Here is an 11,406-nt window from a genome sequence, read left to right as displayed (position 1 = left end):
GTTTCTGAAACACCATTGTCCTCGTCGATGCGCGATGAAAGCATCGACGGAGCTAGATACCCAACCGAGACGTCCAGTCGTCTTCGCCCCGACGGCCTGGGTGTTGGCCAGTAAGGAGGCCACGATGGCCATGAGCCCATCCGTTCATCGCGGCGGGAGCCGGCGACGGCGATCACCAGCCGTCCGGGCGCTGCTCGCCGGCGCGGTCAGCGCCGTGACGGTGGCAGCCGTCGCGGTGATGATGCCGTCGGCGAACGCCGCCGCGTCCACGCTGGGCGCCGCCGCCGCGCAGTCGGGCCGCTACTTCGGCACCGCCATCGCGGCGGGCCGGCTCGGCGACTCCACGTACAGCACGATCGCCGGGCGCGAGTTCAACATGATCACGGCTGAGAACGAGATGAAGCCGGACGCGACGCAGCCCAACCGGGGCCAGTTCACCTTCTCCTCCGGTGACCAGATCTACAACTGGGCCACCCAGCGGGGCTTGAAGGTCCGCGGGCACACCCTGGCGTGGCATGCGCAGCAGCCGGGCTGGATGCAGAGCCTGAGCGGTAGCAACCTGCGGCAGGCGATGATCGATCACATCAACGGCGTGATGGCCCACTACCGGGGCAAGCTCGCGGCGTGGGACGTGGTGAACGAGGCGTTCAACGAGGACGGCAGCCGTCGGCAGTCGAATCTGCAGGGCACCGGTAACGACTGGATCGAGGTGGCGTTCCGGACCGCGCGGGCGGCCGACCCGTCGACGAAGCTCTGCTACAACGACTACAACATCGAGAACTGGTCGTACGGTAAGACGCAGGGCGTCTACAACATGATCCGGGACTTCAAGTCCCGCGGCGTCCCGATCGACTGTGTCGGCCTGCAGACCCACTTCACCGGCGGCAGCTCGCTGCCGGGCAACTTCCAGACCACGCTGTCCAGCTTCGCCGCCCTGGGTGTCGACGTAGCGCTGACCGAGGTCGACGTCACGAACGCCTCGACCAGCCAGTACGCCGGGCTGACCCAGGCGTGCATCAACGTGCCGCGGTGCATCGGCATCACCGTCTGGGGTGTGCGCGACAGCGACTCGTGGCGCTCAGGCGAGAGCCCGCTGCTGTTCGACGGCGGCGGCAACAAGAAGGCCGCGTACACCTCGGTCCTCAACGCGCTCAACGCCGCCGCCCCGACCTCCGGGCCGACCACGACCCCGACCACCGGACCGCCGCCCAGCGGTGGCGCCGGCCGGATCGTCGGAGTGCAGTCGGGCCGGTGCATCGACGTACCGAACGCCACCCAGACCAACGGCACCCGCGTCCAGCTCTGGGACTGCAACGGCCAGTCCCACCAGCAGTGGACGTACACCTCCAGCAAGCAGCTGATGGTCTACGGCAGCAAGTGCCTCGACGCGAACGCCAGGGGCACCGCGAACGGAACCGCGATCATCATCTACGACTGCAACGGCCAGTCGAACCAGCAGTGGAACATCAACTCCAACGGCACCATCAGCGGCGTCCAGTCCGGCCGCTGCCTCGACGTCTGGGGCACCGGCAACGGCCAGCAGGTCCAGCTGTACGACTGCCACGGGCAGACCAACCAGCAGTGGCGGACCGACTTCGGTGGCACCACGCCCCCGACCACGCCGCCGCCGACCACGACGCCCCCGCCGGGCGGCTGCGCGCTCCCGTCGACCTACCGGTGGTCGTCGACCGGCGCGCTGGCCAACCCGCAGAACGGCTGGGTCTCGCTCAAGGACTTCACGAACGTGGTCTACAACGGCAAGCACCTGGTCTACGGGTCGTACGTCAACAGCAGCGGCCAGTACAGCTCGATGAACTTCACCCCGTTCACCAACTGGTCCGACATGGCCTCGGCCGGCCAGAACGGGATGAGCCAGGGCACCGTGGCCCCCACCCTGCTGTACTTCGCGCCGAAGAACATCTGGGTGCTGGCGTACCAGTGGGGACCGACCTCGTTCAGCTACAAGACGTCGAGCGACCCGACGAACGCCAACGGCTGGTCCGCGCCGCAGACGCTGTCCACCGCCACCCTGCCGGACGCCCCGTACGGCGTCATCGACCAGACCCTCATCGGTGACGACCAGAACATGTACCTGTTCTTCGCCGGGGACAACGGCAAGATCTACCGGTCGAGCATGCCGCTTGGGAACTTCCCGGGCAGCTTCGGCTCGAACTACACGACGATCATGACCGACTCGACGAACAACCTGTTCGAGGGCGTCGAGGTCTACAAGGTGGCCGGCCAGAACCAGTACCTCATGATCGTCGAGGCGATCGGGAGCCAGGGACGCTACTTCCGGTCGTTCACGTCCAACAGCCTGAGCGGCTCGTGGACCCCGCAGGCCGCCACGGAGAGCAACCCGTTCGCCGGCAAGGCCAACAGCGGCGCCACGTGGACCAACGACATCAGCCACGGTGACCTGGTCCGCACCAACCCCGACCAGACCAAGACCATCGACGCCTGCAACCTCCAGTTCCTGTACCAGGGCAAGAACCCCAGTGCGGGAGGCGACTACAACCTGCTGCCGTGGCGGCCGGGTGTGCTGACCCTCCAGCGCTGACCGTCACACAGCTACCGGAAAGCGTGCCCGGCACCCACGTGGTGCCGGGCACGCCCGTTCGTTCAGCCGGACAGGTCCTCGGCGAGCAGGTCCATCAGCAGCGCGTCGTGCCAGCGCCCGTCCGCCCCGCGCTCGTAGCGGCGCATGATGCCCACCGGACGGAACCCCACCTTCGCGTACGCCCGGATCGCCGCCGTGTTCGCCGCCGCCGGGTCGATGGTGAACCGGTGGTGGCCGTACTCGTCGATCAGGTGCCGGACCAAGGTGCGGATCGCGTCGCCACCCAGCCCCGAGCCACGTACCGCCGGGTCGAGGAAGACGTCCAGGCTGGCATGGCGGTAGTCGGGGTCGGTCTCGGCGTACCACTGGATCGCGCCGACCAGCCTGCCGTCGTGCTCGACGGCGTAGACGGTCAGCGCGTCGTCGGCCAGGTCGGCCCGGACCGACTCGGCCAGGTCGTCACCGCCGCGCCACCAGCGGCGTACCTCCGGGGTGGCCCGGATCGCGGCCAGGGCGGGCACGTCGGCGTCGGTCACCGGCCGCAGCGTCACCGCCCGCCCCCGCAGCACGCCTCAGCCCCGCCGCTCGCCGTGCTCGACGCAGACCGCCGACCAGCCGGCCGGTACGACCTGCACCTTCATCCGCCGACGGCAGGACGCGCACCAGCGCGGCGGCTCCCACGCCCGTGCCGTCTCGCACGCCGGGTGCGGCCCGGCCGCCACCGACTCGCCGCACCTGTCGCACCAGAGCGCGGCGGGGGCCGCCGTGGCGGGGGAGGATTCGGTCACCGCTGCCTCACAGGGTCGCCGAGAGCGCCTTCACCGGCATCTTCAGATCTTCCAGCAGCTTCAGGTCGGCCGTCGCCGGCCGCCCCAGCGTGGTGAGGTAGTTGCCGACGATCACCGCGTTGATGCCGCCGAGCAGACCGTCGCGGGTGCCCAGGTCACCGAGGGTCAGCTCGCGGCCGCCCGCGTACCGCAGGATCGTGCGCGGCATGGCCAGCCGGAACGCGGCGATGGCGCGCAGCGCGTCCTTGCCCTCCACCACCGGGCGGTCACCCAGCGGCGTGCCGGGGCGCGGGTTGAGGAAGTTCAGCGGCACCTCGTGCGGGTCCAGCTCGGCGAGCTGCGCGGCGAACTCGGCGCGCTGCTCGACCGTCTCGCCGAGGCCGAGGATGCCGCCGCAGCAGACCTCCATGCCGGACTCGCGGACCATCCGCAGCGTCTCCCAGCGCTCCTCCCACGAGTGCGTGGTGACCACGTTCGGGAAGTAGGAGCGGCAGGTCTCCAGGTTGTGGTTGTAGCGGTGGACGCCCATCTCGACCAGCTCGTCGACCTGCTCCTTGGTGAGCATGCCGAGCGAGGCGGCGACCTGGATGTCGACAGCGGCGCGGATGGCGGCCACGCCGTCGCGCATCTGCTTCATCAGCCGGGCGTCCGGGCCGCGCACCGCGGCCACGATGCAGAACTCGGTCGCCCCGGTCGCGGCGGTCTGCTTCGCGGCCTCGACCAGCGCGGGGATGTCCAGCCAGACCGAGCGCACCGGCGAGGTGAACAGGCCGGACTGGGAGCAGAAGTGACAGTCCTCCGGGCAGCCGCCGGTCTTCAGCGAGACGATGCCCTCGACCTCGACCTCCGGACCGCACCAGCGCATCCGGACCTCGTGCGCGAGCTGGAGCGCGGCGGGCAGGTGCTCGTCGGGAAGGTTCAGCACCGCGAGGACACCGGCCTCGTCGAGGCCGACGCCGTTGCCCAGCACCCGCTCCCGGGCCTGGTCGAGGATCTCTGGCATGGCTCGTAACCTAACAGGCCACCGTGAGCGCGGGAAACCACCGCCGCCGGCCCCCCGGCGAGCCGGGACCACGCCACGCCGGGGCCCTCGGCGCGGGTGGTAACTTCGCCCCGCGGAAGCGCCCGGCGGGGGGCGGGGAGTCGGCGGGAGGGGACGGCACGGTGGCGGACTGGCTGGCGGCCCTGGACCGCCGCGCCGAGCTGCGGGCCCGGGCGGGACTGACCCGCACGCTGCGTCCCCGGGCCGCCGACGACGCCGTGGTCGACCTGGCCGGCAACGACTACCTCGGCCTGGCCACCCACCCCGAGGTCACCGCCGCCGCAGCGGAGGCCCTGTCCGCGTACGGGCTGGGCGCCACCGGGTCACGTCTGGTGCGCGGGTCCACCGACGCGCACCACGCGCTCGAGGACGACCTGGCCGGCTGGCTGGGCGTGGACCGGGCGCTGGTGTTCTCCTCCGGCTACCTGGCCAACCTCGCCGCCGTCCGGGGGCTGACCCAGCCGCGGACGCTGCTCGTCTCCGACGCCCACAACCACGCCTCGCTGATCGACGGCTGCCGGATCTCCGGCGCCGAGACGCTCGTGACGCCGCACGCCGACGTGGCGGCGGTGGCCGCGGCGCTCGCCGCCGCGCCGGGCCGCCCCGCCGTGGTGGTGACCGAGTCGGTCTTCTCCGTCGACGGTGACCTGGCCCCGCTCGCGGAGCTGCACGCGGTGGCCCGCCGCCACGGCGCGCTGCTGCTCGTCGACGACGCGCACGCGCTCGGCGTGACCGGCCCGGCCGGGGCCGGCGGGGTCGCCGCCGCCGGGCTGGCCGGCGCGCCCGACGTGGTGGTCACCGCAACGCTGTCCAAGGCGCTCGGCGGGGCCGGCGGTGTGGTCGCCGGGCCGGCCGAGTTCGTCCGCCACCTGGTGGAGACCGGCCGCACGTTCATCTTCGACACCGCGCCGCCGCCCGCCGTGGTGGCCGGGGTCCGCGCCGCGGTGCGCCTGGCCCGCGACGGTGACGCGCTGCGCGCCGAGCTGGCCGACCGGGTCGCGGCGGCGGTGCGCCGGCTCGGCGCGGCCGGGCTGTCCGTGTCCGCCCCGGACGGCGCCGTGATCTCGGTGACCGCGCCCGGCCCGCAGGAGGCGACCGCCTGGGCCGCCGCCTGCCGGGACCGCGGCGTGGCGGTCGGCTGCTTCCGTCCCCCGTCCACGCCGGACAGCCGTTCCCGGCTGCGGCTCACCGTCAGCGCCGGGGTGGACCGGGCCGGCTTCGAGCGGGCCCTGGACGTGATCGTGGAGTGTGCGCCATGAGCTTCGGCGACGCCTGGACCGGGCCGGTGCTGGTGACCGGCACCGACACCGAGGTCGGCAAGACAGTGGTGACCGCCGCCGTCGCCGCCGCCGCGCAGGCGGCCGGCCTGCGGGTCGCTGTGGTCAAGCCCGGCCAGACGGGTACGGCGACAGGCGAGCCCGGCGACGTCGACGCGGTGACCCGGCTGGCCGCCCCGCTGACGGGCCGGACGCTCGCCAGCTACCCCGACCCGCTGGCCCCGCTGGCCGCGGCCCGGGTGGCGGAGCTGCCGCCGCTGGAGCTGTACAACGCCGTCGACGCGATCCGCGAGGAGGCGGACAAGCACGACCTGGTGCTCGTCGAGGGCGCGGGCGGGCTGCTCGTACCGATGGGGTTGCGCCCGTCCGGCGAGCCGTGGACGGTGGCCGACCTGGCGGTGTCGCTCGGCGCACCGGCGGTGGTGGTGGCGCGGGCCGGGCTCGGCACGCTCAACCACACCGCGCTGACGCTGGAGGCGCTGGAACGGCGGGCCGTCCCGGCCGGCGTGGTAATCGGTGCCTGGCCGGCCGAACCGGAACTGGTGCACTGGCTCAACCTGTCCGAGCTGCTGCCGAACCTGCTCGGCGCGGTACCGGCCGGCGCGGGCGGCATGGACCCCGGTGTGTTCCGCCGGTCCGCGCCCGGCTGGCTCACCCCCGCCCTCTACGGCGTGCTCGACGACTGGCGGGCCTGGGCCGAGGAGTAAGGAAGGGCCCCTTCTTAACGCCTCCGGTAGAGGAAGGGCCCCCTATTAACACCCGCGGGCTCAGGCGCGGCGGACCACGAACGCGTCGGGCATCCGGAAGGTGAGGTTGTCCGGGCACCACGGCGGACGGACCACCGTCACCCCGTCGAGCAGCGCGGCCGCCTCGGCGACCACCACCGCGGCCTCCATCCGGGCCAGCTGCGCGCCGACGCAGCGGTGCGGCCCGGCGCCGAACGCCAGGTGCCGCCGCGAGCCGGGTTGCCCGGGGCGGAACTCGCCCGGCGCCTCGACCACCGCCGGGTCGCGGCCGGCGCGGGCCAGCCAGGCCACGACGCTGGTGCCTGCCGGTACGGGCACCTCGCCGAGCGTGGTGTCGACTGCCGCGACCCGTCGCCAGGTGACGATCGGCGGCTCCAGTCGCAGCCCCTCCTCGACCACGTCGTCCACGTCGATCTCACCGGCGCGCAGTCCGGCCCGTACCGCCGGTTCGCCGGACAGCCGGTGCAGCAGCAGGGTGAGGAACTGCGAGGTGGTCTCCTGGCCGGCGACCAGCAGGAAGAACAGCGCACCGACGACCACGTCGGGGGAGTGCCCCGCCTCGCGCAGCCGCGCGGCGAGCCCGCCCCCGGTGGCGGCGAACTCCCGCAGGACGGTGTGGAACCGGCCCACCTCGGCGGCGAGCGCCATCTGCCGGGACTCGTCAAGCGGCGCCCAGAACAGCTCCAGCGCGGCCCGGGCGAAGTCCTTCACCGCGCCGACCGGGGCGTCCGGCAGCTCGACCAGCCGGGCCAGCACCAGCAGCGGCAGGTCGGCGGCGAGCCCGGCGTACAGGTCGACCGGGCGGCCCGCGTCCAGCGACTCGGCCAGTCCTGCCACCCGCTCCCGGACCAGCCCGGTCAGCCACCGGCGCTGGGCCTCCACCCGGTGCGGGTGCAGCGCGTCGGCGACGATGCCGCGGATCTCCGGGTGGCTCGCGCCGCCGTTGTTCGCCAGCGTCGGCGGCAGCCGGAACCGGTGCCCGGCGAGGATCCGCAGCGCGGCCACCGGGATCGGCGTGACCGCGTCGAGCGCGTTGTCCGGCCGGAACGTCACCGGGTCGGTGAGCAGCGTGCGGACGAGCGCGTGCCGGGTCACCACCAGGTGCGGCACGCCGACGTGGTCGACGACGGTGGCCGCGTCCGGCCACTGCCTGTCGACGGACTCCCCCCAGCCCCGGAACAGCACGCGGTAACGCTAGCGGCGGGCACCGGGCGGGTTCGGGTCCAGCTCCCAGACGGTGGTGTGCTTCACCCGTACGCTCTCCAGCGCCTCGGACACCGGCACGTCGTACGCGGCCAGCTGGTGGAAGCGCTCGCGCGGCAGGAACGCCCGCCCCGGGTCGCCCACCAGCACGCGGGCGCCGGAGCGGGCGGCCCGGAGCAGGAAACGCAGCATCCGGCGGGCCATCGCCTCGCTGTAGAAGACGTCCCCGGCCAGCACCACCTGCGCGTCGCCCGCGTCGGAGTCGAGGATGTCGCCGAGTTCGGCGTCGACGCGTACCCCGTTGGCCTCGGCGTTGAGCGCGACGGCGGCCACGGCCCGCTCGTCGACCTCGACCGCCCGGACGGCGGCGGCGCCGGCGCGGGCGGCGGCGATGGCGACCAGGCCGGAGCCGGCGGCCAGGTCGAGCACCCGGCGGCCGGCGACCACGTCGGGGTGGTCGGTGACGTAGCGGGCCAGGCCCTGCCCGCCGGCCCAGGCGAACGCCCAGAACGGCGGCGGCTGGGAGCTGCGGAACTCGCCCTCGGTCAGCTCCCACAGACCGATCGGCTCGTCGGCCTGGTGCAGGCGCACCTCGGGTACGAACGCCACGGGGGCGAGGCGGGCGTGCAGCCGGACGAACGCGGCGGACAGCTCGGACATCGGAGAATTGTGTCCCACAGGGGTTCCGGAACCGATCCCGGGCGTGTCGCGGCGAGGTCGTGACCGGTTCACCACGCTCGGTGAAATCACCCCCGTGTTGTGGCGTTGGATGCGAACACGCCCGTCTACCGGCGTGCCCGGCGCGCTCCTAGCGTTGCCTGTGGACACGACCGAGGGTGAGGAGGCGTGGTGAGCGGCTGGCGGCACGCGCTGCGGATCGGACTGGTACTGACCTTCGTGGCCGGGACCGGGTACGGCGGTGCCCTGCCGGCGCGGGCGGCGGCGGCCTTCTCCACGGAGTTGAGCGGCCTGCCGGACGAGTTCACCGCCGGGAACCGGGTGGAGACGTTGTCCGCCGTGGTGTCCCGTTCCGACGGGGGCGGCTGTGTCAAGGTGCGCTGGTCGATGCTGGTGCGGGTGCAGGGCCTGCGGCTGGACCAGCTCAAGGTGGACCGGGTGGAGGACAGCGGGTCGTTCCCGCTGGAGATCCGCACCGAGGGAGACACCGCCCGGCTCACCGACCGGCAGTTGGACCCGGGTGTGCTCTGTCCCGGCCGTACCGTGACCGCCCGCTACCGGGTGGCGTTCGCCGAGGACGTCGGGCGTGGCCGGGTGAGCTTCGCCGCCGAGGCGTACGACCCGCAGTTGCGGCTGCTGGCCCGGCGGACCGCCTCCCGTGAGGTGGTGGGGGAGGAGGCGGCGTCGCCGACGCCCGCGCCGACCAGCGCGGAGCCCACACCGAGCGACGAGCCGTCCACCGAGGCGCCCGACGAGGAGCCCACCGACGAACCGACCGACGCGGCGGTGGTGGAACCGCCGGCGTCCGGTGGCGTGGCCGGTCGGCCGGTGGCGGACAGCGGTGGATTCGGCCTGGTGCAGGCCGCGTTCCTGCTCGGCGGGTTGCTGCTGTTCCTCGGCGCCGGGCTGCTGCTGCGGATGCGCCGCCTGCTGCGCCCCTCCGCACAGGCCGAACCGGAGACGCTCCCGCCCCCCTTCGAACGCCCCCGCCCCCGCTGGCACTGACCGGCCGGCGGGTGGGGTCAGTCGAGCTGGCTGGGTTCCAGGCCCAGTTCCCGGGCTGCCACCAGGCGGATCCACTCGGCGATCTGCCGGCGGGTGATCACCCGCTCGTGCACCGCGAGCTGGACCGCCAGCCCGTCCATCACCGCGCTGATCCGCCAGGCCGCGCCGGCCGGGTCGGGGCAGTCGAACGTGCCCTCGGCGACCCCGTCGCTGATCACCGCGGCCAGGTCCTGCCGCCACCGCAGGTCGAGGCGGCGGGAGAGCTTCTCCAGCTCCGGCGTACGCAGCGACTCCGCCCAGCCGTCGATCCACATCGACCAGGAGGTGGCCCGGCCGGTCGGCGCGTAGAGGCGCAGCATCCGGCGCAGTTTCGCCAGCGGCGGCGCGGAGGAGCGCAGTACGCCGTCGAGGCGGGCCAGGTCCTGCTCGACCGCGTACGCGAAGGCCTGCGCGAGCAGCCGGTCCTTCGTCGCGAAGTGGTAGAAGACGAGCGCCTGGCTGACCCCGGCGGCCTCGGCCACGTCCGCGGTGCGGGTGTTGGCGAGCCCTCGTTCCGCGATCACCTCGCAGGCCGTACGCAGCAGCGCGTCCAGGCGGATCTCGGCGGCTCGTCTCGTCACGGCGTTACGGTAACCCATCCGTATGACCACAGGGAGTTACCGAAGCGGCCGGTCGGCGGCGGGACAGTCGGATGCCGGACACTCGGGTCGCCGCGCGGATTCCGCAGGTCGCGGCCCTGCCCGCCGACCTCCGACGACAACCACCCAGGCTCCTAGGAAGCCTGCGCCACGAGTCGCCGGCCACATCCGGACGCGCCGGAAGGGGCCCCGATTTGGCAACCGTTCCCGGGCTCGGCTAAAGTTCTCATCCGTCACCGGATAACACCGGGGGCGTGCGGACGTAGCGCAGCTGGTAGCGCATCACCTTGCCAAGGTGAGGGTCGCGGGTTCGAATCCCGTCGTCCGCTCGGAGATGCCGCCACGCAGTTCGGGGGCAACCTCGGTGGAGTGGCCGAGAGGCGAGGCAACGGCCTGCAAAGCCGTGTACACGGGTTCAAATCCCGTCTCCACCTCGCAGTAGACGAGGGCGATTGGCGCAGTGGGAGCGCGCTTCCTTGACACGGAAGAGGTCACTGGTTCAAACCCAGTATCGCCCACCAGCGGAAAGGCCGTGCCGATCTCATCGGCACGGCCTTTCTCGTCGCCGTCGATCAGTCCAGTACCGCGCCGCTGGCCATTGCCGCGCCCGGACCGCCCCACCCAGACTGACCCGGTGGACGATCAGCAGACCCGAGCCCAGCGGTTCCGCGCCCTGCACCAGCCCGGCGACCCACTGATCCTCGTCAACGCCTGGGACGCGCTGAGCGCCCGGATCGTCGCCGCCGCCGGCGCCCACGCGGTGGCCACCACGAGCGCCGCCGTCGCGTGGAGCCGCGGCGCCCCGGACGGCGACGTGCTCGCCCGGGACACCGCCGTCGACGTGATCCGCCGGGTGGCGGACGCGGTCCGCGTACCGGTCACCGCCGACATCGAATCCGGGTACGGCGACAGTCCCGCCGAGGTCGCCGAGACGATCACCGCGGTGCTCGCCGCCGGGGCCGTCGGCGTCAACGTCGAGGACTCCCGGCACGACGGCGGGGGACCGCTGCGCCCGGCCGACGAGCAGGTCGCCCGGCTCGCCGCGATCCGGGCCGCCGCCGACCGCGCCGGCATCCCGCTGTACGTCAACGCGCGGGTGGACACCTATCTGCGCCGGGCCGGCGGCGTACCCGAGACTGTCGAGCGCGCCGAGGCGTACCTGGCGGCCGGCGCGGACGGGATCTTCGTACCCGGAACCGTGGAACCGGAGACGGTGGCCGCACTGGCGGCGGCGATCCCGGCGCCGCTGAACGTGCTGGCCGGGCCGGGCGCGCCGCCGATCGCCGAGCTGGCGCGGCTCGGCGTGGCCCGGGTGAGCATCGGCCCGGCGGTGGCCGAGGCCGCGTACGCGGTGGCCCAGCGGGCGGCCGCGGAGGTGCTGGGCGCCGGGACGTACGGCGCGCTCGCCGGTGGGCTCGACTTCGACGCGCTGAACGAGCTGATGCGGAGCTGACCCGGCGGCGCGGCAT

11 protein-coding genes and 3 tRNA genes are annotated in these 11,406 nt (G+C 73.3%); 8 read left to right on the top strand and 6 right to left on the bottom strand.

What is annotated here, in order from left to right; genetic code table 11:
* The first annotated feature begins 124 nt into the window (after positions 1-124).
* Positions 125-2,560, top strand: a complete 2,436-nt coding sequence (locus tag ACPCK6_RS28265) for a non-reducing end alpha-L-arabinofuranosidase family hydrolase (RefSeq protein ID WP_423482717.1) — start codon at positions 125-127, stop codon at positions 2,558-2,560.
* 62 nt (positions 2,561-2,622) lie between these two features.
* Here the strand turns inward: ACPCK6_RS28265 and ACPCK6_RS28260 are convergent, their stop codons facing one another.
* Genes ACPCK6_RS28260 through bioB form a run of 3 tightly spaced genes read right to left on the bottom strand, consistent with a single transcriptional unit; the run spans position 2,623 to position 4,351 of the window.
* On the bottom strand, positions 2,623-3,129 hold the full coding sequence (locus ACPCK6_RS28260; protein WP_396883864.1) for a GNAT family N-acetyltransferase: 507 nt from the start codon (positions 3,127-3,129) through the stop codon (positions 2,623-2,625).
* A gap of 3 nt (positions 3,130-3,132) precedes the next feature.
* On the bottom strand, positions 3,133-3,348 hold the full coding sequence (gene bsaP / locus ACPCK6_RS28255) for a biotin synthase auxiliary protein BsaP (RefSeq protein ID WP_396883863.1): 216 nt from the start codon (positions 3,346-3,348) through the stop codon (positions 3,133-3,135).
* Between the two features lie 7 nt (positions 3,349-3,355).
* Complete coding sequence (bioB, locus tag ACPCK6_RS28250; protein ID WP_396883862.1) at positions 3,356-4,351, bottom strand: biotin synthase BioB; 996 nt, start codon at positions 4,349-4,351, stop codon at positions 3,356-3,358.
* A gap of 161 nt (positions 4,352-4,512) precedes the next feature.
* Here bioB and ACPCK6_RS28245 point away from each other — a divergent pair, with 161 nt between their 5' ends.
* Entirely contained in the window at positions 4,513-5,649 is a 1,137-nt protein-coding gene (locus ACPCK6_RS28245) for an 8-amino-7-oxononanoate synthase (RefSeq protein WP_423482716.1), read from the top strand.
* Positions 5,646-6,374, top strand: coding sequence for a dethiobiotin synthase (bioD, locus tag ACPCK6_RS28240; protein ID WP_396883860.1), 729 nt, complete (start codon positions 5,646-5,648; stop codon positions 6,372-6,374). Before ACPCK6_RS28245 ends, bioD begins: the two co-directional genes overlap by 4 nt.
* 60 nt (positions 6,375-6,434) lie before the next feature.
* Here bioD and ACPCK6_RS28235 read toward each other — a convergent pair whose 3' ends face one another.
* Together ACPCK6_RS28235 and ACPCK6_RS28230 are read right to left on the bottom strand one after the other, a co-directional pair.
* A complete protein-coding gene (locus tag ACPCK6_RS28235) occupies positions 6,435-7,598 on the bottom strand; it encodes a cytochrome P450 (RefSeq protein WP_396883859.1) in 1,164 nt (387 codons plus the stop codon).
* Positions 7,599-7,607: 9 nt separating this feature from the next.
* Complete coding sequence (locus tag ACPCK6_RS28230; RefSeq protein WP_396883858.1) at positions 7,608-8,276, bottom strand: class I SAM-dependent methyltransferase; 669 nt, start codon at positions 8,274-8,276, stop codon at positions 7,608-7,610.
* Between the two features lie 189 nt (positions 8,277-8,465).
* Between ACPCK6_RS28230 and ACPCK6_RS28225 the strand changes: the two genes are divergently transcribed.
* Positions 8,466-9,299 carry a hypothetical protein gene (locus tag ACPCK6_RS28225; protein WP_423482715.1) on the top strand — a complete coding sequence of 278 codons (834 nt, stop codon included), beginning with the start codon at positions 8,466-8,468 and terminating at the stop codon, positions 9,297-9,299.
* 17 nt (positions 9,300-9,316) lie between these two features.
* On the opposite strand, the gene ACPCK6_RS28220 is transcribed toward ACPCK6_RS28225, so the two are convergent.
* Positions 9,317-9,919 carry a TetR/AcrR family transcriptional regulator gene (locus ACPCK6_RS28220; RefSeq protein ID WP_396883856.1) on the bottom strand — a complete coding sequence of 201 codons (603 nt, stop codon included), beginning with the start codon at positions 9,917-9,919 and terminating at the stop codon, positions 9,317-9,319.
* A gap of 274 nt (positions 9,920-10,193) precedes the next feature.
* On the opposite strand from ACPCK6_RS28220, the gene ACPCK6_RS28215 reads away from it, so the two are divergent.
* From ACPCK6_RS28215 to ACPCK6_RS28200, 4 genes are all read left to right on the top strand, one after another.
* A tRNA-Gly gene (locus ACPCK6_RS28215) sits at positions 10,194-10,266 on the top strand.
* A gap of 34 nt (positions 10,267-10,300) precedes the next feature.
* Positions 10,301-10,371, top strand: a tRNA-Cys gene (locus ACPCK6_RS28210).
* A 12-nt stretch (positions 10,372-10,383) separates the two neighbouring features.
* Positions 10,384-10,458, top strand: a tRNA-Val gene (locus ACPCK6_RS28205).
* Positions 10,459-10,571: 113 nt separating this feature from the next.
* Positions 10,572-11,390, top strand: coding sequence for an isocitrate lyase/PEP mutase family protein (locus tag ACPCK6_RS28200; protein ID WP_423482714.1), 819 nt, complete (start codon positions 10,572-10,574; stop codon positions 11,388-11,390).
* Positions 11,391-11,406: the final 16 nt, after the last annotated feature.

This window comes from Micromonospora sp. AB353 (genome assembly GCF_049538395.1).
GTDB classification, from domain to species: Bacteria; Actinomycetota; Actinomycetes; order Mycobacteriales; family Micromonosporaceae; genus Micromonospora; species Micromonospora aurantiaca.
Note: the sequence above shows the minus strand (reverse complement) of the source record. Positions and strands in the feature narration are given on the sequence as shown.

Excerpts from the sequence above, each read along its gene's own strand:
- ACPCK6_RS28265 (WP_423482717.1), top strand. The coding sequence starts at position 125 with ATGGCCATGAGCCCATCCGTTCATCGCGGCGGGAGCCGGCGACGGCGA.
- bioB (WP_396883862.1), bottom strand. The coding sequence starts at position 4,351 with ATGCCAGAGATCCTCGACCAGGCCCGGGAGCGGGTGCTGGGCAACGGC.
- bioD (WP_396883860.1), top strand. The coding sequence starts at position 5,646 with ATGAGCTTCGGCGACGCCTGGACCGGGCCGGTGCTGGTGACCGGCACC.
- ACPCK6_RS28230 (WP_396883858.1), bottom strand. The coding sequence starts at position 8,276 with ATGTCCGAGCTGTCCGCCGCGTTCGTCCGGCTGCACGCCCGCCTCGCC.